The following is a 25654-nucleotide window of genomic DNA, read 5'->3' as shown; positions in this document are numbered from 1 at the left end:
CCACCTTGGACGCCAGGGTCAGTCGGCAAGCTGCGGCAGGTTGCGGAAGAGCTCGAGCGCTTCGGGATTGGCGAGCGCTTCCTTGTTCTTGATGGCGCGGCCATGGACCATGTCGCGTACCGCGAGCTCGGTGATCTTGCCCGATTTGGTCCGCGGAATATCGGCGACGGCGACGATCTTGGCCGGCACGTGGCGCGGGCTCGCCCCGGTGCGGATTTTCGCGCGGATGCGTTTTTCCAGCTCGGCATCGAGCTCGACGCCGGCCGCCAGCCGCACGAACAGCACGACACGAACGTCATTGTCGAAATCCTGGCCGATGCATAGTGCTTCGAGGATTTCCGGCATTTGCTCGACCTGATTGTAGATCTCCGCTGTGCCGATCCTGACACCGCCCGGGTTGAGCGTGGCGTCGGAACGGCCATGGATGATCAGGCCGCCGTGGGCGGTCCATTCGGCGAAATCGCCGTGGCACCAGACATTGTCGAAACGTTCGAAATAGGCGGCTTTGTATTTCCTGCCGTCAGGGTCGTTCCAGAAGCCGATCGGCATCGCCGGAAACGCCTTGGTGCAGACGAGCTCGCCCTTCTCCTGGCGGAGCGGCCGGCCGTCATCGTCCCAGACATCGACGGCAAGGCCGAGGCCGGGCCCCTGGATCTCGCCGGTCCATACCGGTTCGATCGGCACGCCGAGCACGAAGCAGGAGACGATATCGGTGCCGCCGGAAATCGAAGCCAGATGCACGTCCCTCTTGATGCCGTCATAGACGAAGCGGAAATCTTCCGGCGATAGCGGCGAGCCGGTCGAGGAGATGGTGCGCACGCTGGAAAGATCATGCGTGCGGATCGGCTTCAGGCCGGCCTTGCGCACGGAATCGATGAATTTGGCCGAGGTGCCGAAATAGGTCATCTTTTCGGCGTCGGCGAAGTCGAACAGCGCATTGCCGTCCGGGTAGAACGGCGAGCCGTCATAGAGCAGCAAGGTGGCGCCCGATGCCAGGCCCGACACCAGCCAGTTCCACATCATCCAGCCGCAGGTGGTAAAATAGAAGAAGCGGTCGCCGTCGAGCAGGCCGGCATGCAGCCGTTCTTCCTTAACGTGCTGGATCAGCGTGCCCCCGGCCGAATGGACGATGCATTTGGGGATGCCGGTGGTGCCTGACGAAAACAGGATGTAGAGCGGATGCGAAAACGGCAGCCTTTCGAAGGCGACGGACTTAGCGGCGAAGGGTGACAGCGCATCTTCCAGCGCGGCCGCCTTGCCGATGGTCGCCGCGACGTCGAACGAGGTGCCGAGATAATCGACGATCAGGACCTTGCGCACGGTGGCGAGCTTGCCCGCCACGGCCGCGATCTTGTCGGCGACTTCGATCGCCTTGCCATTGTACCAGTAACCGTCCGGCGCGATGAATATGACAGGCTCGATCTGGCCGAACCGGTCAAGCACCCCCTGCTCACCGAAATCCGGGGAGCAGGACGACCAGACGGCGCCGATCGAGGCGGCCGCCAGCATCGCCGCAACAGTCTCCGGCATGTTGGGCATCATCGCGGCGATGCGGTCGCCTTTCTTCACCTTGAGCGACAGGAAAAGCTGCTGCAGGCGCGAGGTCAGCGCATGCAGTTCGTTCCAGGACAGCCGCCGCTCGACCTTGTCCTCGCCGCGAAAGACGATTGCGTCGCCAGGCCCGGTTTTCTTGAGGAGATTCTCGGCGAAGTTCAGCTTCGCGTCAGGGAAGAAGGTCGCGCCGGGCATCTTGTCGCCATCGACCAGCACGCGTTCGCCCCTATCGCCGACGATGCCACAAAAGTCCCAGACCAGGCCCCAGAAGGTCTCGCGGTCATCGATCGACCAGCGATGCAGGTCGGTATAGGAGGAGAAAACCTCGCCGGCCATACTCGCCGCGGCGTTCATGAAGGCGGTCATCGGCGCCGCGTCGATCTGCTCTTGCGTCGGGATCCAGAGCGGTGCGTCGTCAGCCATCATTGTTCCTCCGCAGCCTGTATCGCTTATGCATATCGCGATGCAGCAGAGCAAGATTTTGTTGGACCGTGCCGGTCAGGGTGTGCGCAAATGCCATCGCCGGGCCATAAAGACTTGAAATGCGTCAGCCGTCGGTTACACCCGTCGGGCGATTTTGTCGGAATGGAAGCATACGGGGCGATATGCCATCACCTTTGATCCGACGCGGAATATGGGCGATCGGCGCGGCCGTCATCGTCATCGCGCTGGTTGTCGCAGCCTTGCCGTTGATCGCCTCGACCCGCATCGTACGCGATCGTATCGCGTGGGAAATGAGCGCCTGGAGCGGTTTCCGGGTCACCATCGACGGCGCGCCGCGCATCGAGGTCTGGCCGAATTTCCGGGCGATCCTGAGCGACGTGACACTGTCGCAATGGACAGAGACGGATGCGCCGCCGGTGGTCGAAGCCGAACGGGTCGAGGTCGACCTCTCGGCCATGGCGGCGCTGCGTGGCGACGTGGTGTTTTCGACGGCGCGGCTGGTGCGACCGACGATCAGGGTCCAGCGTACCGCGAGCGGGTTTTTCCTGCCTGCGATTCCCAGCGGCGGGCGCATTACGCGTTCGATCGATGCTGCCCGCGCGGTGATCAACACAAATCCCGCCAAGCCGGATCTCGGCAAGCTGCCGACAGATCCGTTCGGCACAGTCGAGTTCAGGGACGGCCGCGTGGTGGCTGCCATCGGCGGCAAGGACCAGGAGATATTGAGCAGCCTGAGCGGCCAGGCGAACTGGGCGGCGATGAACAGCAATGCGACGCTGTCGGCGACCGGGATATGGCGCGGCGAAAGCGTTGCCATCGACGCCGCATCGCCGAACCCGCTCGTGCTGTTTGGTGGCGGCACAGCACCGGCCACATTTTCCTTCAAGGCGGCACCGGCCAGTTTTTCGTTCGACGGCCGCGCCAGCATGTCGGAGAACGGCTATTTCGACGGCCAGGCAAAATTCGCCGCACCTTCGCTCCGACGCGTGCTCGAATGGTCGCAGGCCGGCATCGCGCCCGGTGCCGCAATCGGCTCGATCTCGGTTTCAAGCAAGATCACGGCGACGGCCGGGCGGGTCAAATTCGAAAACACGGCCCTGACCCTCGACAACAACCCGGGAATGGGTGCGCTGGACTTCACCTATGGTGAGGCACTGCCGGTGATCTCCGGCACACTTGCCTTCGATACGCTCGACCTCAGATCGTTTCTCTCCGCCTTTACGCCGGTGCCGTCCGCCGGCGGCACCGGTCCGGGCGAAATCGACACAAGCTTCGCCGACCGGATCAATCTCGATCTCAGGCTGTCGGCGGCGCATGCCACCGCCGGCGCCATCCAGCTTGCCGACGTCGCCGCCACCGCCCAGGTCAAGAACGGCCTTGCCGTCTTCGACATCTCGGATGCATCCGCCTTTGGCGGCAACGTCCAGAGCAGCGTCCGTTTCGACCGCAAGCCCGCCGGCACGGAAGTCGAGATCCGGCTGCTTGCTTCCGATATCGACGGCGGCGCTTTCGGCACCGCGGCCGGAATGACGCGGCTGGTGCCGATCGGCACTGGAACCGTTTCGGTCATCCTCAAGGGGCCTGGCAGAACCTGGGACTCGATTTTCGACAACGCCAATGGCTCGCTGTCGGCGACGTTCGGCGCGGGTGCGCTGAGCCGGCTTAACCTGCCGGCGTTCCTCAAGCACACCGAACAGGGCGGATTCTTCGCGCTGGACGACGTCTCGGACGGAACGCTGCCGATCGACGGGGCCGAGCTCAAGGCGAGCATTTCGAACGGCGTGGCGCGCATCGACAAGGCCGAGGTGAATTCCGCGCAATACAAGATCTGGCTTTCCGGCATCGCATCCTATGCCGGACGCGGGCTGGCGCTGTCCGGCGGCATCGTCCAGCCCAGCCAGGCTGCCACGCAGACGGACGGCCAGGCGCCCAAGCAGTCGTCGTTCTTCGTCGGTGGCACGTGGAGCACGCCGTTCATCTCGCCGATAAGCCGCGGCGTCTCGGGAGAGTAGCGAGCCTTCAACCTCGCTGCGCGGCCCGCTCGTCGCGCTGGCGCTGCACCTCGCGGCGTTTGTTTGCGAGTGAAGCGATGATCACGCCAACTGCGACGACCGCGATCAAGATAGTGCAGGCCGCGTTGATTTCCGGCGTCACGCCAAGGCGAACCTGGCTGTAGATCTTCATCGGCAGCGTCGTGGCGCCGGGTCCAGAGGTGAAGCTGGCAATAACCAGATCGTCGAGCGACAGGGTGAAGGCCAGCATCCAGCCGGAGACGATAGCCGGCATGATAACCGGCAGCGTGATCTGGACGAAGGTCTTCACCGGTGGCGCGCCGAGGTCCATCGCGGCCTCTTCCAGCGAACGATCGAAAGTGATCAGGCGCGACTGAACCACCACCGCAACGAAGCACATGGTAAGCGTGGTGTGGGCAAGCGTCACCGTGAGAAAGCCGCGGTCGAGGCCGACGGCGACGAAGAGCAGCAGCAGCGACAGGCCGGTGATGACTTCCGGCATGACCAGCGGCGCAAACACCATGCCCGAAAACAGCAGCCGGCCGCGAAAGCGCGTGTAGCGTGTCAACGTGAGCGCCGCCAGCGTGCCGAGCACGGTCGCCACGGTGGCCGAGATGACGCCGACGCGGGCCGTGACCCAGGTGGCGTCCATCAGACCCCGGTTGTGAAACAGCGACACGTACCATTTCGTCGAGAAGCCGCCCCAGACGGTGACCAGCTTCGACTCGTTGAAAGAGAACACGACGAGCAGGACGATCGGCAGGTAAAGAAAGGCAAAGCCGAGCACGATCGATGTGATGTTGAAGCGGCTCCAGGTCGCGTTCATTGGTCCTGCTCCTGGGCACGCGCCTGGGCTCGCTGGAAGAGCATAATCGGCACGATCAGCAGCAGCAGCAAGATGACGGCAACCGCGGACGACACCGGCCAGTCGCGGTTGGCGAAGAACTCGTTCCACAGCGTCCTGCCGATCATCAGTGTCTGCGAGCCCCCGAGCAGGTCGGGAATGACGAACTCGCCGACGGCAGGAATGAACACCAGCAGGCAGCCGGCGATGACGCCGGGCAGCGACAGCGGAAAGGTGATCTTCCAGAAGGCGCTGGTCGGCGGGCAGCCGAGATCCTTGGCGGCCTCGATCAGTGAATAGTCCATCTTCTCCAAGGACGAATAGAGCGGCAGCACCATGAACGGCAGATAGGAGTAAACGATGCCGATGAAGATCGCCGTATAGGTGTTGAGGATGATCAGCGGCTGGCTGATGATGCCGGTGGCGAGCAGCAGCTGGTTGAGCAGGCCCTCGGGCTTGAGGATGCCAATCCAGGCGTAGACACGGATCAGGAACGAGGTCCAGAACGGCAGGATCACCAGCATCAGCAAGGTCGGGCGAATCGTCGCCGGGGCGCGCGCCATGCCATAGGCTATGGGATAGCCGACCAGCAATGTCAGGACCGTCGAGATGGCGGCGACGATGACGCTCGTCACATAGGCATTGAAATACAGCGCGTCCTGCGTCAGCCAGGTATAGTTGTCGAAATTCAGTGCGCCGAATTCCGAAACAAACCCGGAAATGCCGCTGCGGAAATCAAGCACCGGCGTGTAGGGCGGCATGGCGATCGCCGTCTGCGACAGCGAAATCTTGAAGACGATGATGAAGGGAACGAGAAAGAAGAACAGCAGCCAGAGATAGGGCACGATGATGACGAGCCGGCTAACGAGGGCCGCTCCCAGCCTGACCAAGGCGGATTTGCCGGCAGCGCTTGCCGGAGAGCTTGTTGCGGCGGTGACAGCGGACATGATCAGTCCCTACCGTGTCAGGACGACGCCGGCGTCGGGGCGGAAAGAAACCCAGGCGCGGTCGTTCCAGGTCAATGGGTCCTCGGTGAGGCGTGCCGCGTTCATGGTGCTCGCCCGCACGACCTGACCGTCATCCAGCCTGACGTGATAGACGGTCATGTCGCCGAGATAGGCTATGTCGTAGACCTCGCCCTCGATGGCGTTGACGGCACCGGCCGGTTTCATGGAGGACACCTTGATCTTCTCCGGCCTGATGGCGAAGGTGACGGATGTTCCGGCGGCGGCACTGCCCGCATTTTCGGTCCGGATAGTGATGCCGTTGCCGGCATCGATGCTCGCACTGCCGGCCTCGCCAGCCGCGATCTTGCCGTCGAACATATTCACATTGCCGACGAAGCCGGCGACGAAGCGGGAACCCGGCGCCTCGTAGACCTCGGCCGGCGTCGCCACCTGCATCACCTCGCCCTTGTCGATGATGGCGATGCGGTCGGCCATCGTCATCGCCTCTTCCTGATCATGGGTGACGACGACGAAGGTGAGGCCGAGGTTCTGCTGCAAATCCATCAGCTCGAACTGGGTTTCCTCGCGCAGCTTCTTGTCCAGCGCGCCAAGCGGCTCGTCGAGCAGCAGGACTTTCGGCCGCTTGGCCACCGAGCGGGCGAGCGCGACGCGCTGGCGCTGGCCGCCCGACAATTGGTGCGGCTTGCGCTTGGCGAACTGCTCGAGCTTGACCAGCTTCAGCATCTCGGCGACGCGCTTGTCGATGTCGGCCTTGGCCATACCTTCCTGCTTGAGGCCGAAGGCGATGTTGTTCTCGACCGTCATGTGCGGAAACAAGGCGTAGGACTGGAACATCATGTTGACCGGCCGCCGGTAGGGCGGAATGCCGCGCAGATCCTGGCCGTCGAGCAGGATGCGGCCGGCGGTCGGCTCCTCGAAGCCGGCGAGCATCCTGAGCAGCGTCGATTTCCCGCAGCCTGAGGCTCCGAGCAAGGCAAAGAATTCGCGTTCGAAGATGGTCAGCGACAGATTGTTGACCGCAGTGAACTCACCGAATTTCTTGGTGACGTTGTCGAACTGGATGTATGGCTTGGCGTTCGGATCGTTCCATGGCGCGAAATCCCTGCGGATGCTGCCAAGCGATTTCATGTCCCACTCCGTCCTGCTGCTTGCCCCACGAGAAAGCGCCCCGGCAGCCGGCTGCCGGGGCCTGGTCAGATTGTTATTGGCCGGTGACGATCTTGGTCCAGGTGCGGGTGATGATGCGCTGGGTCTTGGGATCGTAGGGCGAGACGGTGTAGAGTTTCTGCAAGGTGGCGGCGTCCGGATAGATCGCCGGATCTTCCAGGATCGCCTTGTCGATGAACTGCTGCGAAGCCTTGTTGCCGTTCGCGTAGAGCACATAGTTCGACGATTTGGCGATCACTTCCGGCTTCATCATGTAGTTCAGGAACTCATGCGCTTCGGCGACATGCGGCGCATCGGCCGGGATCGCCATCTGGTCGAACCACATCTGGGCACCTTCCTTCGGCACGGAATAGCCGATCTCGACGCCCTGCTTGGCTTCGTCGGCGCGGTTGCGGGCCTGGAAGACGTCACCCGACCAGCCGACCGCCAGGCAGATGTCGCCATTGGCAAGGGCGTTGATATATTCGGACGAGTGGAACTTGCGGATATAGGGCCGGACCTTCAGCAAGGTTTCTTCGGCCTTGGCAATCTCATCGGGCGACGTGCTGTTTGGATTGAGGCCCAGATATTTCAGTGCTGCCGGTATGATGTCGGCCGGCGAATCCAGCACATAGACGCCGCAGTCCTTCAATTTGGCCAAGCTTTCGGGATTGAAGAACACGTCCCAGCTGTCGATCTTGTCGGTGCCGAGCGCTGCCTGCACCTTCTTGATATTGTAGCCGATGCCAACCGTACCCCACATGTAGTTGATCGAATATTCGTTGCCGGGATCATATTTGGCGGTCCGTTCCATGACCGTGTCCCACATGTTTGAAATGTTCGGCAGTTTCGACTTGTCGAGCTTCTGGAACACATTCGCCTGGATCTGGCGTGCAAGGAAATTGCCGCTGGGCACGACGACATCGTAGCCGCTGCCGCCGGCGAGCAGTTTCGTTTCCAGGATCTCGTTGGAATCGAAAGTGTCGTAGACGACCTTGATGCCGGTTTCCTTGGTGAAGTCGTCGATGATCGAACTGTCGATATAGTCCGACCAGTTGAAGACGTTGACGACGCGATCCTCGGCATGCGCGCCCAAGGTAAAAGCTGCCAAAAACGCCGAAGTCGCCGAAAGCCAGAGCGCTTTGCGGATCATGCTATTCTCCTTTGATGAGTGTTCCGTCGCCAGCTCGTCGCGGCGTTCGCGCGGCTGGGCATTTGCTTCAGGGTATTGGGCTTGCAGGCAGGCGACAAGCGGGAATTGCCGGCGCCATTATGGTCCGTCGACGAGCCGACAGTGAAGATCTGGCGTGGCGTTGGTGGTGTTCCGGCGCCGTCGGAAGCTTTCGCTACGGCGCGGGCAGGAAGACGACGATGTTGTCCGGCCTCGATGCGGCCGGCATGGAGACTTGGCAAGATAAGCCTGTCTTGTTGTTGCCGTGATCGCAGCCTGCCCGCGCGGCTGCGACATTGTCAATGGTTCATCTCGCTTTGACGCGTGCGCTGCATCAATTAGGCGACGGCACACCGGTGACGCCCGCTCGCTCGGGCCGCGTCTGACGCTTGAACTCGAGCCCGATGTGGACGAGCAGCGCGGTGACGACGACCGCACCGCCGACGATGGTGCGCGCCGACGGCACCTCGGAATGGATGAGCCAGACCCAGATCGGGCCAAGGATCGGTTCGAACGTGCCGAGTAGCGCCGCGACAGCGGCCGGCACAAGCCGGGCTCCGGTGGCGAAGAAGGCGAGGCCGAGCCCCAGATTGATCACGCCAAAGGCAAAGAGGAAGCCCATATCGTGGCTGGAAACGCCGAGCGCCGACGCCTGCGATGCCGCAAAGGCGGCCGCCAGGATCGTGCCGAGGCAGGTCGCCGGGGTCATGCGCACATGGGCAAAGCGGCGCGTGATGACGGTGGCGATCGAGAACATGACAGCGATGAGCAGCGCCAGCCCGTCGCCGATCGGCGACACGGCGCCATCGAGCGATTCCGACACCATGATGGCGACGCCGGCAATGACGGCGGCGATCGCCACCCAGGTCGCCACCGCCACCCGTTCGCGAAACAGCGCCCAGGCAAACAGCGCCGCCAGAAGCGGCACGCCGGCCTGCATCAGCAGGATGTTGGCGACGGTGGTATAGGCAAGCGCCACGACGAAAGAGGTCGAGGCCGTGGCGAAGCAGAATGCCACCGCAAGACCAGCCAGGCCCATGCCGCGAAACAGCTTCAGCGTGCCACGCCAGCCATCGCGCCAGACCATGAAGCAGAGCAGGAAGGCGGCGGCCCAGACCGAACGCCAGAACACCACCGTCCAGCTGTCTCCGGCATCGATGAAACGGGCAATGGTACCGCCGAGGCTCCACATCAGCGCCGACAGGAACACCAGCAGGAAACCGATACGCTCCTCATTTCGCGGAGGCGAAACGGCGATCTGTGGTGATGATATGTCGGTCATGACTACGACTGTCGGCGATTTCGGGGCAGCACGATGAACACGACAGAAACGTGCCTTAATCGCGTAACGCAAAGACGGAGATCGGGCGTGATCCAGCGCGGTGTTCCGTTTGGGGCACCCAGCTATCAGCAGGCGTGAGAGAGGCGTGAGAGTTGAGCCGATGAAATCGATCTAGGAGGTTGTCTTGTTGCCGCGAATGAGGCGCCAGAGACCTGCCAAGGGAATCAGCAGGATAAGACCGAATTTTTTCAGCGCGATGAGCGCTACCACCAGAAATCCTGCCTTTGCCGCCAGTTTGCCGGCAATGAGGCCACCGATGCCAATAGCCGCAACCGTATCGACGCCTGGTCTGAAGTCCAAATATGTCTTGCCGGGCTTGAAGACAGCAAGATCAAGCACTTCATCGAGACTCTGCTTGATTTCCGGCAACTGGTCCACAGTTGCGATGTAGCTCATCACGAAAACGCCCTCCCTGCCGAGAAAGCGAACGTCGTAGTTAAGCGTGTGGACTGCATCGTTTCCGAACTGCAGTTCCTTGGCCCAGTGCAGACGCTTGTTGACTGCGTCGTACACGGGCGGTGATGCCCAGCCGATCAGAGTGATGGGCGAATAGCCGTCCTTTACCCTTTGATCGTTGCCCGACAAGGTATCCGCCCGCATGTTGCGCAGCAGTTCATTGTAGTCGATGGATCCCGCCTCGCTGTCGTCGACGTAACCTATCTTCTCCCATCGCAGCTCTATTCCCCAATTGTTCTCGGCAATGGGGTCATTGCTGACTGGAAAGATCATGCCGAGCGCTTCGGAAGCGGCGTCGGGTGGATTGCCCCAGGCTTCCGTCAGGACGGAGGCAGTATCTTTCTTGTTCAGAAAATAGAATTTGTCCTTGAGGTCCAGGTGCACGCCTTCGGCTAGGTCTATCGCGCCAGTCTTCGGATCGATCTTGTCCAGGAACGCTTTGCCGGCGTCATTATACTGTTGATAGGATTTGAAGAAGTCCGCGGACTTTTCCGCAAATGCGGGGCAGATCGAAAAGGCAAGCACCAAGCCAAGCCAAAAAAACGTCCTGCCCATCCCTGATCCCCCGATCGTCGCCCAATTCGTCTTTTGATATCTCACGGCCGATGCTGAATCAATACTTCGACGATCAATGTCCCAAGGGACAACTTGTTATTTTCCTGCCGTGAAACCGCGTATGATCTTCTCTGGCCAGCAAGCTGCCACGGCCTCACTGGAAATCGAAAGCCGACAGTCCCGTCACCATCTCGTCGAGGCCGAGCGGACGTGTCACGGGTGGCTCGGCGCGGGCGAGGCAGCCGATGCGCTCGCACAGCCGGCAGGCAGGGCCTATCGGCGTCGCCGGCGCGGCGGCGCTCTGTCCGCTCTTGCCGATGGCGGCCGGCCCCGGCAATGCCGCTCCATAGACGACCTCGTCGCGAAAGCCGATGTCGCAGCCGAGCAGCAGCGCCGTGCGCCGCGGTCGCTCAGCAAACGAGCCCTGCGGCCCCTCGAGCGTGCGAGCCATGCAGAGAAACGCTGCGCCGTCGGGCATTTCCACTGCCTCGACCAGGATCTGACCGGGCTGGGCGAAGGCGGCATGGACCGGCAGCTTCGGACAGCCGCCGCCGAAGCGGCTTTGCGGAAAGCCGTGGCTGCCCGCCTTGCGGAACCGATTGCCGGCACTGTCGACCTCGAGCATGAAGAACGGCACACCCGACGCACCTGGTCGCTGCAGCGTGGTCAGCCGGTTCGCCGCCTGCTCGAAGGAAACGCCGAAGCGCGACCGCAACATGTCGATGTCGTAGCGGGCACGGACCGCGGCGGTGTGAAAAGGCTGATAGGGCATCATCAGAGCGTGCGCGGCATAGCGGCCAAGCTCGAAACGCGCCAGCCGGCGGGCTTCGTCCGTGGTCAGCTTCAGCGCCTGGATCTCGGCGGCGACAGCGACGCTCATGCGGATCAGGCAGGCCTCCATAGCCACCTCGCGCAGCTGATCGAATGGCGACAGGCGCTCGGATAGGAACAGGCGCTGCGAGTGACGGTCATAGCGACGGCGCCAGTTGGGCATGGTGGCGACCGGCAGTACCTTGACGACGATGCCGAATTCACGCCGCAGCCAGGCCTTCAACGCACTGAACAGATCGTCGCCGGGATCGAGCACCGACGTGAAAGCCTCGGCTTCCTCTTCGAGCGCGGCAAAATGGTTCGGCCGGCGTTCGAAAATCTCATGCACCTCGTCGATCGGCAGCCTGGCACCGGAGAGTGCGGTGGCCTTGCCCTCGCGCGCGAGCAGCTCGTTGAGATCCGATAATCGCTCGGCCTGCTCGCGATAGGCGCGAAACAGCTTTATGACAGCGGCGGAAGCGTTTGGCGCCGCCTCGGCAAGCTCGATGAGTTCCTGGTCGCCCGGCAGTTCGCCGGCCAGCAACGGATCTGAAAACACTTCCTTCAAATCGGCCACCGACCCCCTCGCCTCGCCCTGCAATTCGTGCGGGTCGACCTTGTAGACGGATGCCAGCCTCAGGATCAGTTGCACCGTCAGCGGCCGCTGGTTGCGCTCGATGAGATTGAGATAGGACGGCGAGATGCCGAGCCCTTCGGCCATCGCCGTCTGGGTCAGCCCCTTGGCGTTGCGGATGCGGCGAATGCGCGGCCCGGCGAAGATTTTATGGTCGGCCAATCGACTGCCCTTGACAGAAATTTACATCCGCCAATGACATGGCGGTCTTTTACAATCATGACAGATTTACAGCTCTCATTAGTCAAACACAACACAGGTTTTCTCTTATTTTTTGACCAATCTGAAGCTTTTTCTCGCTTGCATCGTGCCGGCATGTAAATGGTGTCACACATATGGCGCAGTTATTTTTCCCTCTGCGGCGCCTTCCGAAATCGGCATCAAAACGGCCTGGAGTGACCAATGACCGACTTTTACAACCTTGTCCCGTCGGCGCCGCAAGGCCGCTTTGATGGCATCGAAAGGCCCTATTCGCCGGACGACGTGAAACGGCTGCGCGGCTCGGTGCAGATCCGGCAGAGCCTTGCTGAAATGGGCGCAAACCGGCTGTGGCAGCTCATCCACGGAGAGGATTTCGTCAATGCGCTCGGTGCCATGTCGGGCAACCAGGCGATGCAGCAGGTGCGGGCCGGGCTGAAAGCGATCTATCTGTCGGGATGGCAGGTCGCCGCCGATGCCAACACGGCTTCCGCCATGTACCCGGACCAATCGCTCTATCCCGCCAATGCGGCGCCCGAACTGGTCAAGCGCATCAACCGCACCCTGCAGCGCGCCGACCAGATCGAGATTTCGGAAGGCAAGGGGCTGTCGGTCGACACCTGGTTCGCGCCGATCGTCGCCGATGCCGAAGCCGGCTTCGGCGGGCCGCTCAACGCTTTCGAGATCATGAAGGCGTTCATCGAGGCGGGTGCGGCCGGCGTCCATTACGAGGACCAGCTGGCTTCGGAGAAGAAATGCGGCCATCTCGGCGGCAAGGTGCTGATCCCGACCGCCGCACACATCCGCAACCTCAACGCGGCGCGCCTTGCCGCTGACGTCATGGGTACGCCGACGCTGGTCGTGGCGCGCACCGACGCGGAAGCGGCAAAGCTCCTGACCTCCGACATCGACGAACGCGACCGGCCCTTCGTCGATTATGGCGCCGGCCGCACTGCGGAGGGCTTCTACCATGTCAGCAACGGCATCGAGCCCTGCATCGCCCGCGCCGTCGCCTATGCGCCCTATGCGGACCTGATCTGGTGCGAGACCTCCAAGCCCGATCTGGCGCAGGCCAGGACGTTTGCCGAGGGTGTGCGCAAGCATCATCCAGGCAAGCTGCTTGCCTATAATTGCTCGCCGTCTTTCAACTGGAAGAAGAATCTCGACGACGCGACGATTGCGAAGTTCCAGAAGGAACTCGGCGCCATGGGCTACAAGTTCCAGTTCATTACGCTTGCCGGTTTCCACCAGCTCAACTTCGGCATGTTCGAGCTCGCCCGCGGCTACAAGGAGCGGCAGATGGCAGCCTATTCGGAACTGCAGGAGGCGGAATTCGCCGCGGAAGCCAATGGCTACACCGCCACCAAGCATCAACGCGAGGTCGGCACCGGCTATTTCGACGCCGTCTCGATGGCGATCACCGGTGGCCAGTCTTCGACCACGGCCATGCATGGATCGACCGAGCACGCCCAGTTCAGGCCGGCGGCGGAATAGCGGAATAGCAGACAAACAGAGGGAACGCCCAAACGGGCATGGCAACACAACAGACATGGCAACACAGGGAGAAGACCAATGGCATCGATAAGCCGCGTCAAGGAACGGGCCGAAGAGCAGGCCACCAGCATGAATGTCGACCAGCAGGCGACCATCCGAATGCTGGCAAACGATCTGCACAGGCTCAATCAGTCGGTGATGAAGGCGGTCGAGGCCGGCGTCTCGGTCGAGCTGGTGCGCTCGGCACGGCACCATGGCGGCGACGGCAACTGGGGCGATCTGCTGATCCCGGTCATCGTCACGCAGCGGAGCCACGGCTGATGAACTCGATAGCACGGCGCCTCTTTTGAGCGCATGCTATCGCACCTCGCAGGCAGCGGCTGTGCCTAATCCGGCAGAGCCGCTAATGCAACGATTTCAATGACAAGATCAGGCTGCGCAAGCGCTGCAACGCCAATAACTTCCGAGGGCGGCGGGTTGTTGTAGCTGCAGTGCTTCGGGCAGTGCTCGGCAAAGAATTCGTCCAAGACGTCCAGGCGAAAATTGGGCGAGCTCAGCACGCCGCCATCGGGAAATGGCCCCTTAACAAAGAAGGTCAGCCTAATGAGATGGTCGAGCGCACTGCCAAGCTCTTCCAGATCTGATTTGATGTTGGTGAGAATTGCGCGCCACTGCGCGGCCGCATCGCCAACGGTGCCGCCGCCGCTTTTGCCGATCGGATCGTAGTCCTCGGCGGTCGCGGTGTTTCCGGAAAGGTAGACAAACCCCTTTGCGCCGGTAACGACCGTACCCTTTCCCCATGGCATCAACCGGCCATTTTTGAATTTCTTGTGAGTCACGAGTTCCATTGTCATCTCCCGTCGCTCAAAGAGACGTGCCTAGCCAACGAGGAAGGGTAGTCCGGCGAGGCGATACGACAAGCTCGCGACAGACCTGCCTCGCCTTCGTTCAACCTTACGTCAAACCGGCTACAGCTGCGAGTTGGTCGTTCGCGCTGCAAAGCCAAACTTCGCTGAAGCCTGCCCGGTTGTAGTGACAACTTCTCCTTCGGGAGGCGGCAAAGAAAAGCACTTAATTTTAATTTTAATGTTTCTTGCGATATTCTCCTGATATGCCATTTGAGCTTGACATGAGCAGTGATCTCACGCCAATTACCTCTCGAGTTTCAACCCTGCATTGAAACATTGAACAACGGCCTGCCCCCGCCATGTGCCCAGCGAATCGCGATATCGAGACTGCAAAACAGCTGCCTTTCGTTAGCCGGGACATGGAGACGCGGATGCTCCCGGATTTCTCGCGGGTGCTGGTGGTCGGAAAATCACCGATCAACCGTGTCGTGGTTTCAAAGATCGTGGAGCGGTCCGGCCTCAAACCGGTCTCGGAAACTCCCGAAACCGCGGCAAAGGCCTTGCACGCGCTGATTCCCGGGACTGTCGTTCTCGACGGCGGTGCGGAGAACGGGGACTGCGACGCCTTGCTGTCGGGTATCGATGCACTGCGAAGAGCGTCAGGCAGATCGCTTCCGTCGGTGATCCTGCTTTCAGTCAAGAGCGGCACTCCGGAGAGCCTGGGCCTGTCCAGCGTCATCGATGCAGTGGTCGTCAAGCCGATCACCACCGAACGGCTGCAGCCGGTGATCGACCGGCTGATCGCAATTAGCCGCAATTGACGCCTACCGCGATGCCTCGGCTGCAGACCTGATCAATCAGTCTCGCCGATATGCTCGATCAAGCCCGGCAGTTCACCGAGATTGGCTATCTGGCGAAAGCGTGGTGCCGAGACCGGCGGCTCGACATGTTCCAGCACCCAGGTCAGCTCATGCGGAACGTGGATGCCCCAACTGCCGGCTTCGATGGCCGGCACGACGTCCGATTTGAGCGAGTTGCCGACCATCATGCCCTTTTCCGGGCCGTCGCCGTGGCGGCTGAAGATGCGGCTATAGGTGGCCGCGCTCTTGTCGCTGACGATCTCGACGGCATCAAACAGCTCGCCCAGTCCGGATTGCGCCAGCTTGCGTTCCTGGTCGAACAGGTCGCCCTTGGTGATCAGCACCAGGCGGTAGGCGCCGGTCAGCTTTTCCACGGTTTCGCGCGCATGCGGAAGCGGCTCGATCGGATGGCTGAGCATCTCGCGGCCCGCGGCGAGAATTTCGGCGATAGTCGAGGCCGGCACCAGGCCGTTGGTGACCTCGATCGCCGTCTCGATCATCGACAGCGTGAAGCCCTTGATGCCGAAGCCGTAGACCGCGAGGTTGCGCTTCTCGGCCTCCAGCAATCTTGCCGAGATCCGGTCCGCCTCGGCGTGGTCGGCGAGCAGTGCGGCAAAGCGCTTCTCGGTCACGCGGAAGAACTGTTCGTTCTGCCACAGCGTGTCATCGGCGTCGAAGCCGATCGTCGTCAGTTTGCGGCTGTGTTGCATGCGGCCCATTAATTGCAGCGTTGCGGGGAGGCCGACCCTAAACCAGGAGGCTTTTATCCGGAAGTCGTTGTGTTCCCCGGGGTTATCGAGGCGCACGCCAGCCGGCTCCCCTTCCCTTTCGTCGTCGGCAACGGCTATACTCCACAATCTGCAACAAATCTGGTGATTGATGCCGCCTGCAAAAAAGGAAGTCCGTCCGTCGAGCCGCGGAGGACGCGCCCGCACGCCTGCCTTCGTGAAAAACCAACGTGGCGTCAAGAACTGGAAGGAAGTCAGCGCCTGGCTGGAATGGCGCGGCATCGAAGATATCGAATGCATCACACCCGACCAGGCCGGAGTTGCGCGCGGCAAGATGATGCCATCGAAGAAGTTCACCTCCAACACCTCGCTGGCGCTGCCTTCGGCGGTATTCATGACAACGATTTCCGGCGGCTATCCGGAGGACGGCAACGGCTTCCACTATCCGGAGGACGATGGCGACCTCAAGCTGATGCCTGACCTCTCAACGCTGACGGTGGTGCCGTGGGAGGAGGACCCTACCGCGGCGGTTATCTGCGACCTCGTCCACCAGGACGGCCGCTCGGTCGAATTCACGCCGCGCAACGTGCTGAAGCGCGTGCTTGCCGCCTATGACAAGCGTGGGCTGAGACCGGTCGTGGCGCCCGAGATCGAGTTCTACCTGGTGCGCAAGAACCCCGATCCGGACTACCCGCTCACCCCGCCTGTCGGGCGCTCCGGGCGGCCGATCGGCGGCGGCGCCGGCTATTCGATCGCCGGGGTCAACGAATTCGACGAACTGATCGACGACATCTACCATTTCTCCGAAAGCCAGGGCCTGGAGATCGACACGCTGATCCACGAGGAGGGCGCCGGCCAGCTCGAAATCAATCTGCGTCACGGCGATCCAATCGAGCTCGCCGACCAGGTGTTCATGTTCAAGCGCACCATCCGCGAGGCGGCGCTGAAACACGAGATCTACGCCACGTTCATGGCCAAGCCGATACAGGGGCAGCCCGGTTCTGCCATGCATATCCATCAGTCGATCATCGACAAGAAGACCGGCAAGAACGTCTTTTCGGCGGAGGACGGCTCGGAGACCGAGGCCTTCTTCCATTTCATCGGCGGTATGCAGAAACATGTGCCGAACGCGCTGGTGATGTTTGCGCCCTACGTCAATTCCTACCGGCGGCTGACGCAGTCGGCCTCGGCGCCGGTCAACAACAAATGGGGCTACGACAACCGCACCACCGCCTTCCGCGTGCCCCGCTCCGACCCGGCAGCGCGGCGCGTCGAAAACCGCATCCCCTCCTCGGACGCCAATCCCTATCTGGCGATGGCGGCATCGCTCGCCTGCGGGCTGATCGGCATGATCAACAAGATCCAGGCCGAGCCGCCGGTTCTGACGACCGCCAACGAGGACCAGATCGACCTGCCGCGCAGCCTGCTTGAAGCCGTCGACCTGTTCGAGGCAGACGAGGAACTCTGCGCGCTGCTCGGCAAGTCATTTGCCGCCACCTATGCGGCGATCAAGCGAGCGGAATTCGAGACCTTCATGGAAGTGATCAGCCCGTGGGAGAGGGAGTATTTGCTGCTGAACGTGTAGTAGGGGAGTAGGGGAGTAGGGGAGTAGGGCAATGTGGCAGTAGGGCAGTAGGGCAAGGATGACGGACAAGATCGCATCGTACGGGGATCTGATCGTTTGGCAGCAAGCCATGGACCTAACAGTTGCAATCTACCAAGTAACAAGGACTTGGCCGAAAGACGAGATCTACGGGCTGACGGGTCAGGTGCGTCGGGCAGCAACGTCGGTGCCCGCCAACATCGCCGAGGGTTACGGCCGAGAAAGCCGAGCTTCCTACCAGCAGTTTCTCAGGATCGCCCAGGGATCACTCAAGGAACTGGAGACACACCTTTTGATCGCGCAAAGGGTTGGAATTACCTCTCGCGAGGCGGTCGAGTCATTGATGCCCCACAGCGAGAGCGTAGGAAAGCTCCCTGCGGCTTCTGATCCGCAAGCTGTCGGCTGAATAGACACCTACTGCCCTACTGCCCTACTGCCCTACTGCCCTACTGCCCTACTGCCCTACTGCCCTACTCCCCTACTCCCCTAGCCGAGCATCATGACTTACCAATCCCCAATCTCTCCCGGCCGCTCCTGGTACGAAGACACGGCCGGACCAAGGCCCGAATATCCGGCGCTCGACGGCGACCGGACATGCGATGTGGTGATTGTCGGCGGCGGCTTTACCGGCCTGTCGGCCGCGGCTCATCTCGCCAAGACAGGCGCGAATGTGGTGCTGATCGAAACGCATCGTTTCGGTGACGGCGCATCGGGCCGCAATGGTGGCCAGCTCGGCACCGGACAACGGGCCTGGGCAGAGGAACTGGAAGCGGAATACGGCTTTTCCCGCGCCAAGGCGCTGTTCGAGCTGGCCGAAGAGGCCAAGGCGCATCTGCTCGATTTCGCCGCGATGCACGAGATCGAGATCGACTATATGCCCGGCCAGATGTCGGTGGCGCACAAGAAGCGCTATGTCGACGACTACAAGGCTCATGCCGAGATCATGGCGAGCCGTTTCGGCTATCCGCACATCTCATTCATGGATGCCGCGGAGACAGCCGAGCGGCTGGGCTCGACGCATTATTTCGGCGGCACCCGCGACACCGGCACCGGCCATATCCATCCGCTGAAACTGGTGATCGGCACCGCAAAAGTCGCGGCACAGGCCGGCGCAAAGCTTTTCGAGCAGACGCCGTCGACCGGCATCACCTTCGGCGGCGGCAAGGTGATGGTTGTGACGCCGAAGGGCACGATCACCGCCGCTAAATGCCTGATCGGGGTCAATGCCTATGGCGGCACGCTCGAACCGGTGAGTGCCGCGCATATTATGCCGATTGGCTCGTTCATCGGCGCGACGGTACCGCTAGGAGCCGATTCCAAAGTGTTGCCGGGTGGCGAGGCGGTCGACGATTCGCGCTTCGTCGTGCGCTATTTCCGCAAATCGAAGGATGGGCGGCTGCTGTTTGGTGGGCGCGAGATCTACGCGGTCAACGACCCCAAGGACATCCACATCCACATCCGCCGGCAGATCGCCGAGATTTATCCGGCATTGAAGGACGTCGAGATCACCCATGGCTGGGGCGGTTATGTCGGCATCACCGTGCCGAGAAAGCCGTTCGTGCGCGAAGTGATGCCCAATGTGATCTCGGTCGGCGGTTATTCCGGTCACGGCGTCATGCTGTCGAACTTTTTCGGCAAGCTTTATGCCGAGACGGTCGCCGGCAACCGCGACCGGCTGAAGCTGATCGAGGACCTGAAAATTCCACCCTTCCCCGGCGGCCGGCGTTTGCGCGCGCCACTGCTCTTTCTTGCGCTCAACTGGTACGCGTTGCGGGACAGAATCTAACCAGACGTTGCAGAATCCTTAACCAGGGCGCAGAATTCCCGCCAAGGGCGCAGTGATGCCACAATCGCGGGCGAAAGATGATGCTCGTGGGCAGCTGAACGGGGAATTTTTGCGGGCCTGCCCGCTTTTGGTTTGGGACCGATGCCGATCGAAATGCCGGCTCTCCGGCATCGGTCGTAAGAACATCGGCCCGCAAATGGAGGTGGCAAGAGTGAGAGAGCCCTTCAGTTTCGGCGCGCCGGAACGACGGCGCCTTGCGATGCAATTCGGTTACGATATGCGGCCGACGTTCTGGCACGGGGTCCGGTCGAACGCGCATCTGGTAATCGCCGCGCTTGGCACGGCCGCACTGCTCGGCGTTGCCGCGGTGGCGCTGTGGCTGGCATTGCCGGCAAATGAGCGACAAGCGGCCGCAAGCCCTGAGCAGATCGTTCCGACCATCCCGGTCAAGACGACGAAGATCATGCCTGCCAAGGTTGCTGCGGCGCCGAGGACGACGGGCAAGGCAGATGCAGTTTCCCCAGCGGTGGCCGCAGCGGAAGCCGAGATACCGGCGCTGGCTCCCAACAATCCGCGCTGGACGGGGCCAAAGACGGCATCGGCCGCCGCCACGGCAGCATCCGACCAGCTGGCAAGCCAGACCGAGCAGGCGGCCGATAAATCGTCTGCTTCGGTGGCATTCGCCGACCCGGCAGCAAAACCCGACGCTGCGGCATTGTTTGCCAAGGTGGCGGCTCCCGGCAGCTCGACGAAGAACACAGGGCCTGACGGCGCGCAGACCGCCGCCATTCCAACGCCCAAGCCGCAACCGGCGGCGCAGACCGCGAGCGAAGACGACAACAGCACCAAGGCAAAATCCGGACGGATCCTGAGATCCGTTACCATGCGCACCGGCCCAAAGAAGAATGCGGCCGCCATTCTCACCGTGCCGGCCAAGACCTCGGTGCAAGTGATGAGCTGCAAGCAATGGTGCCAGATCGTCTACAACGGCAAGCGCGGCTGGGTCTACAAGAGCTACGTCAAAACCGGGGCGTAGGGCCGGCAGAGCAATCGGGGGTCGCTCGCCATCAGCCCGTCCTCCGCCGGATGACTGGACCGTTCAAATACAACGCCCGCCATCGACTTCCAGCGCCACGCCGGTGATGAAAGCCGCCTCGTCCGAAGCGAGCCAAAGCGCGGCATTGGCTATGTCGAGCGGCGTCGAAAGCCGGGCGAGCGGGATCGACGCGCGGAACTTCTCGCGGATCTCGGGTGTGTCGGCGCCCATGAATTTCGCGAGCATGCCGGTCTCGCCGGCAACCGGGCAGAGGCAGTTGACGCGGATGTTCTTCGGCGCGAGTTCCACCGCCATCGATTTGGTCGCGGTGATCGCCCAGCCTTTCGATGCGTTGTACCAGGTGAGGCCAGGCCGCGGCCTGATACCGGCCGTAGAGGCCGTCGTCAGGATGACGCCACCGCCTTGCCGCTCCATCACCGGTACCACGGCAAGCGCTGCGTGGTAGATCGCCTTCATGTTGACTGATGTGATCAGGTCAAAGGTCGCCTCATCGACTTCCAGCATGTCACCGTTGCGATGGGTGTAACCGGCGTTGTTGACCATGATGTCGATGCGACCGAAGGCGCCCATTGCAGCATGGACCATGTCGTCGAATTCGGACCGCAGCGAGACGTCGGTCTGGGTCCAGATCGCGTTTTCGCCGATCTCGCCGGCGACGCGCCCTGCGCCCTTGGCGTTCAGGTCGGCGACGACTACCCGCGCGCCCTCCTCGGCAAAGCGCCTGGCCATGCCCTCGCCAAAGCCCGAGGCAGCGCCGGTGATGATGGCGACCTTGTTTTTGAGGCGCATGCTTTTCTCACTCATCGTTGAAGGCGATCGACGACGTGTTTGGCCATGGCCATCGAAAGATGTGTGTCCATTGCCGATTTCTCCTTTGGCTTTCGCCTTGATCCCGCTCTATGCTGCACCTGCGAACGCTCCCGGAAGCATCGCTTGCCGACAAGCCTCCGGCTAGCGCCCGTGTCAAGAGCACACGCGGATGTGACGCAATGGTACTGGCAAGTTTAAATCGATTAGATTATATCAGCCGCGTTATCGCGACCGGCGTCAGAGCGGACACACCATGACCAGCCAGATCATCCCCGTCGATCCTTTCGACTTCATCATCTTCGGCGGCACCGGCGATCTGTCGGAACGCAAGCTTCTGCCGTCGCTGTACCACCGGCAGCGCGACCACCAGTTTTCCGAGCCGACGCGCATCATCGGCACATCACGTTCGAAGATGACCGACGAGGAGTTCCAGTCTTTCGCCAGGCAGGCGATTGCCGATCATGTGAAGCCGGAAGATATCGACGCCAAGGAACTGAAGACGTTCCTCGCACGGCTTTCCTATGTCCCGGCAGATGCAACCACTGGCGCCGGGTTCGACAGGCTGAAGGAGGCGATCGGCAACAGCGAACACATCCGCGCTTTCTATCTGGCGGTGGCGCCGGCGCTGTTCGGCGACATCTCGCACAAGCTGAAGGAGCACGGGCTGATCACGCCCAATTCGCGCATCGTGCTGGAAAAACCGATCGGCCGCGATCTCGCTTCGGCGCGGACGCTCAATGACCTGGTCGGCGACGACTTCCATGAAAGCCAGATTTTCCGCATCGACCACTATCTCGGCAAGGAGACGGTGCAGAATTTGATGGCACTGCGCTTTGCCAATGCGCTCTACGAGCCGCTGTGGAACTCCGCCAATGTCGATCATGTGCAGATCACCGTGGCCGAGACAGTCGGCCTGGAAGACCGTGTCACCTACTACGACAAGGCCGGCGCATTGCGCGACATGGTGCAGAACCACATGCTGCAACTGCTCTGCCTTGTCGCCATGGAGGCGCCATCGTCGATGGACGCCGATGCCGTCCGTGACGAAAAGCTGAAGGTGCTGCGGGCGCTGAAGCGCATCAACGGCAACGAAGCGCCGAAGCACACGGTGCGTGGACAATACCGTGCCGGCGCCTCGGCCGGCGGGCCGGTGAAAGGCTATGTGGAGGAGCTCGGCAAGAACAGCAACACCGAAACTTTCGTTGCGCTCAAGGCCGAGATCGGCAACTGGCGCTGGGCGGGCGTGCCGTTCTACCTCCGGACCGGCAAGCGGCTGGCGACCCGCGTTTCGGAGATCGTCATCGAATTCAAGCCGATTCCGCATTCGATCTTCGGCGAGAGCGCCGGGCCGATTTCCGCCAACCAGCTGGTCATCAGGCTGCAGCCCGACGAAGGCGTCAAGCAGTTCATCATGATCAAGGATCCGGGGCCGGGCGGCATGCGACTGCGCCAGATTCCGCTCGACATGAGTTTTGCGCAATCCTTCGACGGCCGCGCCCCCGATGCCTATGAGCGGCTGATCATGGACGTCATCCGTGGCAACCAGACGCTGTTCATGCGCCGCGACGAGGTCGAGGCGGCGTGGAAATGGATCGACCCGATCCAGGACGCCTGGGAAAGCGGCAGGCAAGAGGCGCAAGGCTACACCGCCGGCACATGGGGCCCCTCGGCCTCGATTGCGCTGATCGAACGCGACGGGCGGACATGGCACGAGAGCAATTAGGCGGCGCCTACAACTGGCACGAATTTGCCGGACGCCAGGAGTTGGCGGCAGCGCTTGCCGGCCACGTCGCCGGCTGCCTGTCAAAGGCGATCGCCGAGCGCGGCACGGCACTGCTTGCGGTCTCGGGCGGCACGACGCCGGCGAAATTCTTCGCGGCGCTTTCGACCGTTCCTATCGCCTGGGAAAAGGTGACGATAACATTGGTCGACGAGCGCTTCGTGCCGCCCTCATCGCCGCGCTCCAATGCCGGCCTGGTTGCCGCCAACCTGCTGCAGAACGCCGCCGTCGCCGCGAAATTCGTGCCGCTCTATCATGACGCGGCAAGTATCGAGGGCGCAGCGGTCTCCGACAGTAAGGCGCTGCAAGCGCTGCCCTGGCCACTCGACGTCGTTGTGCTCGGCATGGGAACTGATGGCCACACAGCCTCGTTCTTTCCGGATGCCGATAACCTGGCAAGATTGCTCGACCCGTCGTCGCAAAGGATCGTGCTTCCGGTTCACGCCGCAAGCGCGGGCGAGCCACGGCTGACGCTGTCACTGGCGCGGATTATCAATGCCGGCTTCATCGCGCTGCACATCGAGGGCGCGGAAAAACGCAGCGCATTCGAGGCCGCGCTTGGAGCTGGGACACGAAAGCCCATTCGCGCCGTGCTCGATGCCACTCAAAAGCCCATAGAGGTTTTCTGGGCACCCTGATCTCAACTTGGCTGCAGGTCCCGGCAACAGCCGGAAGGTGTTTGCGGGACCTCGCCTGAAAGGACCGACCGCCATGACCGCAAGACGCGACATCGAAGCCATCACCCAGCGCATCCGTGAGCGCTCCAAGCCCGGTCGCGAGGCCTATCTCGGCCGCATCGCCGAAGCCTCGAACCGCACCGCCAACCGGGCCGTGCTGTCCTGCGGCAACCTGGCCCACGGCTTTGCCGTCTGCAGCCCTTCCGAAAAGATAGCGCTTGGCGGCGACCGGGTGCCGAACCTCGGCATCATCACCTCCTATAACGACATGCTGTCGGCGCATCAGCCTTTCGAGACATTTCCGGCGCTGATCAAGGACGCGGCGCGTGAGGCCGGCGGCATCGCCCAGGTGGCCGGCGGCGTGCCGGCGATGTGCGACGGCGTCACCCAGGGCCAGCCCGGAATGGAGCTGTCGCTGTTTTCGCGCGACGTGATCGCCATGGCCGCGGCGATCGGCCTGTCGCACAACATGTTCGACGCCGCCGTCTATCTCGGCGTCTGCGACAAGATCGTGCCGGGGCTGGTGATCGCGGCGCTGACCTTCGGCCATCTGCCGGCGGTCTTCATCCCGGCCGGGCCGATGACGACCGGCATTCCGAATGACGAAAAAGCCAAGATCCGCCAGCTCTATGCCGAGGGCAAGGTGGGGCGGGCCGAACTGCTCGAAGCCGAATCAAAATCCTATCACGGGCCGGGAACCTGCACTTTCTACGGCACCGCCAATTCCAACCAGATGCTGATGGAGATCATGGGCCTGCACACGCCTGGCGCTTCCTTTGTCAATCCCGGCACGCCGCTGCGCGACGCGCTGACCAGGGAAGCGACGAAGCGGGCGCTGGCGATCACCGCGCTCGGCAACGCCTACACGCCGGTCGGGCGGATGATCGACGAGCGCTCGATCGTCAACGGCATCGCCGGCCTGCACGCCACCGGCGGTTCGACCAACCACACCATCCACCTCATCGCCATGGCAGCGGCGGCCGGCATCGCCATTACCTGGCAGGATATTTCCGACATCTCGGAAGCGGTGCCGCTGCTGGCGCGGGTCTATCCGAACGGCCTTGCCGATGTGAACCACTTCCACGCCGCCGGCGGGCTCGGCTTCCTGATCCGCGAACTGCTCGACGCAGGCATCCTGCACGAGGATGTGCAGACGGTGTGGGGCGAAGGGCTGCGCCCCTACGCGGTCGAGGCCAAGCTCGGCGCCGACGGCGGTGTCGTGCGCGAGGCCTCGCCGCGCCAGAGCGGCGACGAGAAGGTGCTGGCGCCGTTCAAGAAGGCGTTCCAGCCGAGCGGCGGGCTGAAAGTGCTTTCAGGCAATCTCGGCCACGCCGTCATCAAGACATCCGCGGTCAAGCCGGAGCGGCGCATCATCGAGGCGCCGGCCAAGGTGTTCGACAGCCAGCAAGGGCTGAACGAGGCGTTCAAGGCGGGGTCGCTGACCGGCGACTTCATCGCCGTCATTCGGTTCCAGGGACCGAAGGCCAATGGCATGCCGGAATTGCACAGGCTGACCACCGTGCTCGGCATCCTGCAGGACCGCGGCCAGCATGTGGCGCTAGTCACCGACGGGCGCATGTCGGGCGCTTCAGGCAAGGTGCCGGCGGCGATCCACGTGACGCCGGAAGCGGCGGAGGACGGGCCGATCGCCAGGATCCATGACGGCGATATCGTCAGGCTCGACGCGGAGGCCGGGACGCTCGAAGTACTGGTGCCGGCCGGCGATTTCGCACTGCGCCGCCCCGCGGACAGCGACCTCATAGGCAATGAATTCGGCTTCGGCCGCGAGCTTTTCGCCGGGTTCCGGCAGTTGGTAGGCCGCGCCGACCATGGCGCCAGCGCGTTCGGTACGGCGTGACTTTTCGGCCAGGAGGAAG

Annotated in this window: 21 protein-coding genes and 1 pseudogene; 11 read left to right on the top strand and 11 right to left on the bottom strand. The window is 62.3% G+C overall.

The window, feature by feature from the left end; genetic code table 11:
• Positions 1-18: 18 nt before the first annotated feature.
• The gene (locus tag AC0L2Y_RS22305) at positions 19-1977 is read right to left on the bottom strand and encodes an acetoacetate--CoA ligase (RefSeq protein ID WP_473559545.1); all 1959 of its coding nucleotides are present in this window, start codon (positions 1975-1977) and stop codon (positions 19-21) included.
• A gap of 182 nt (positions 1978-2159) precedes the next feature.
• Between AC0L2Y_RS22305 and AC0L2Y_RS22300 the strand changes: the two genes are divergently transcribed.
• The gene (locus tag AC0L2Y_RS22300; RefSeq protein ID WP_473559543.1) at positions 2160-4010 is read left to right on the top strand and encodes an AsmA family protein; all 1851 of its coding nucleotides are present in this window, start codon (positions 2160-2162) and stop codon (positions 4008-4010) included.
• Between the two features lie 7 nt (positions 4011-4017).
• On the opposite strand, the gene AC0L2Y_RS22295 is transcribed toward AC0L2Y_RS22300, so the two are convergent.
• The 7 genes from AC0L2Y_RS22295 to AC0L2Y_RS22265 form a co-directional block, all read right to left on the bottom strand.
• Positions 4018-4836, bottom strand: coding sequence for an ABC transporter permease (locus AC0L2Y_RS22295; protein ID WP_473559541.1), 819 nt, complete (start codon positions 4834-4836; stop codon positions 4018-4020).
• Positions 4833-5801, bottom strand: a complete 969-nt coding sequence (locus tag AC0L2Y_RS22290; protein WP_473559539.1) for an ABC transporter permease subunit — start codon at positions 5799-5801, stop codon at positions 4833-4835. The genes AC0L2Y_RS22295 and AC0L2Y_RS22290 overlap by 4 nt, the downstream gene beginning before the upstream one ends.
• A gap of 9 nt (positions 5802-5810) precedes the next feature.
• The gene (locus tag AC0L2Y_RS22285) at positions 5811-6950 is read right to left on the bottom strand and encodes an ABC transporter ATP-binding protein (RefSeq protein WP_473559537.1); all 1140 of its coding nucleotides are present in this window, start codon (positions 6948-6950) and stop codon (positions 5811-5813) included.
• A 73-nt stretch (positions 6951-7023) separates the two neighbouring features.
• The gene (locus tag AC0L2Y_RS22280) at positions 7024-8121 is read right to left on the bottom strand and encodes a polyamine ABC transporter substrate-binding protein (RefSeq protein ID WP_473559535.1); all 1098 of its coding nucleotides are present in this window, start codon (positions 8119-8121) and stop codon (positions 7024-7026) included.
• Between the two features lie 352 nt (positions 8122-8473).
• Positions 8474-9421 (bottom strand): DMT family transporter, encoded by a 948-nt coding sequence (locus AC0L2Y_RS22275; RefSeq protein WP_473559532.1) that lies wholly within the window; start codon positions 9419-9421, stop codon positions 8474-8476.
• A 171-nt stretch (positions 9422-9592) separates the two neighbouring features.
• Positions 9593-10492 carry a DUF2167 domain-containing protein gene (locus AC0L2Y_RS22270; RefSeq protein WP_473559530.1) on the bottom strand — a complete coding sequence of 300 codons (900 nt, stop codon included), beginning with the start codon at positions 10490-10492 and terminating at the stop codon, positions 9593-9595.
• A 154-nt stretch (positions 10493-10646) separates the two neighbouring features.
• Positions 10647-12098 (bottom strand): helix-turn-helix domain-containing protein, encoded by a 1452-nt coding sequence (locus AC0L2Y_RS22265; protein ID WP_473559528.1) that lies wholly within the window; start codon positions 12096-12098, stop codon positions 10647-10649.
• A 240-nt stretch (positions 12099-12338) separates the two neighbouring features.
• Here AC0L2Y_RS22265 and aceA point away from each other — a divergent pair, with 240 nt between their 5' ends.
• On the top strand, positions 12339-13628 hold the full coding sequence (gene aceA, locus AC0L2Y_RS22260) for an isocitrate lyase (RefSeq protein ID WP_473559526.1): 1290 nt from the start codon (positions 12339-12341) through the stop codon (positions 13626-13628).
• Between the two features lie 78 nt (positions 13629-13706).
• Positions 13707-13949 carry an SMc00767 family acetate metabolism repressor gene (locus AC0L2Y_RS22255; RefSeq protein ID WP_352526326.1) on the top strand — a complete coding sequence of 81 codons (243 nt, stop codon included), beginning with the start codon at positions 13707-13709 and terminating at the stop codon, positions 13947-13949.
• A 65-nt stretch (positions 13950-14014) separates the two neighbouring features.
• Here AC0L2Y_RS22255 and AC0L2Y_RS22250 read toward each other — a convergent pair whose 3' ends face one another.
• A complete protein-coding gene (locus tag AC0L2Y_RS22250; protein WP_352488318.1) occupies positions 14015-14476 on the bottom strand; it encodes a RidA family protein in 462 nt (153 codons plus the stop codon).
• Positions 14477-14907: 431 nt separating this feature from the next.
• On the opposite strand from AC0L2Y_RS22250, the gene AC0L2Y_RS22245 reads away from it, so the two are divergent.
• Positions 14908-15297, top strand: a complete 390-nt coding sequence (locus AC0L2Y_RS22245) for an ANTAR domain-containing protein (RefSeq protein ID WP_473559524.1) — start codon at positions 14908-14910, stop codon at positions 15295-15297.
• A 32-nt stretch (positions 15298-15329) separates the two neighbouring features.
• On the opposite strand, the gene AC0L2Y_RS22240 is transcribed toward AC0L2Y_RS22245, so the two are convergent.
• Positions 15330-16046, bottom strand: coding sequence for an HAD family hydrolase (locus AC0L2Y_RS22240; protein WP_352488577.1), 717 nt, complete (start codon positions 16044-16046; stop codon positions 15330-15332).
• 169 nt (positions 16047-16215) lie between these two features.
• Here AC0L2Y_RS22240 and AC0L2Y_RS22235 point away from each other — a divergent pair, with 169 nt between their 5' ends.
• From AC0L2Y_RS22235 to AC0L2Y_RS22220, 4 genes and pseudogenes are all read left to right on the top strand, one after another.
• Complete coding sequence (locus tag AC0L2Y_RS22235; protein WP_352488315.1) at positions 16216-17649, top strand: glutamine synthetase family protein; 1434 nt, start codon at positions 16216-16218, stop codon at positions 17647-17649.
• Between the two features lie 58 nt (positions 17650-17707).
• Positions 17708-18077 (top strand): annotated as a pseudogene (locus AC0L2Y_RS22230) (four helix bundle protein).
• An 89-nt stretch (positions 18078-18166) separates the two neighbouring features.
• Complete coding sequence (locus AC0L2Y_RS22225; protein WP_473559521.1) at positions 18167-19453, top strand: NAD(P)/FAD-dependent oxidoreductase; 1287 nt, start codon at positions 18167-18169, stop codon at positions 19451-19453.
• A 211-nt stretch (positions 19454-19664) separates the two neighbouring features.
• Entirely contained in the window at positions 19665-20489 is an 825-nt protein-coding gene (locus AC0L2Y_RS22220; protein ID WP_473559519.1) for an SH3 domain-containing protein, read from the top strand.
• 63 nt (positions 20490-20552) lie between these two features.
• On the opposite strand, the gene AC0L2Y_RS22215 is transcribed toward AC0L2Y_RS22220, so the two are convergent.
• A complete protein-coding gene (locus tag AC0L2Y_RS22215; protein WP_473559517.1) occupies positions 20553-21299 on the bottom strand; it encodes an SDR family oxidoreductase in 747 nt (248 codons plus the stop codon).
• 274 nt (positions 21300-21573) lie between these two features.
• On the opposite strand from AC0L2Y_RS22215, the gene zwf reads away from it, so the two are divergent.
• The 3 genes from zwf (at position 21574) to edd (ending at position 25635) form a co-directional block, all read left to right on the top strand.
• Positions 21574-23043 (top strand): glucose-6-phosphate dehydrogenase, encoded by a 1470-nt coding sequence (zwf, locus tag AC0L2Y_RS22210; RefSeq protein WP_473559515.1) that lies wholly within the window; start codon positions 21574-21576, stop codon positions 23041-23043.
• The gene (gene pgl, locus AC0L2Y_RS22205; RefSeq protein WP_473559514.1) at positions 23025-23738 is read left to right on the top strand and encodes a 6-phosphogluconolactonase; all 714 of its coding nucleotides are present in this window, start codon (positions 23025-23027) and stop codon (positions 23736-23738) included. Before zwf ends, pgl begins: the two co-directional genes overlap by 19 nt.
• A 73-nt stretch (positions 23739-23811) precedes the next feature.
• Positions 23812-25635, top strand: a complete 1824-nt coding sequence (edd, locus tag AC0L2Y_RS22200) for a phosphogluconate dehydratase (protein ID WP_473559512.1) — start codon at positions 23812-23814, stop codon at positions 25633-25635.
• The last annotated feature ends 19 nt before the right edge of the window (positions 25636-25654 follow it).

The organism is Mesorhizobium sp. WSM4830, from assembly GCF_055811495.1.
Note: the sequence above shows the minus strand (reverse complement) of the source record. Positions and strands in the feature narration are given on the sequence as shown.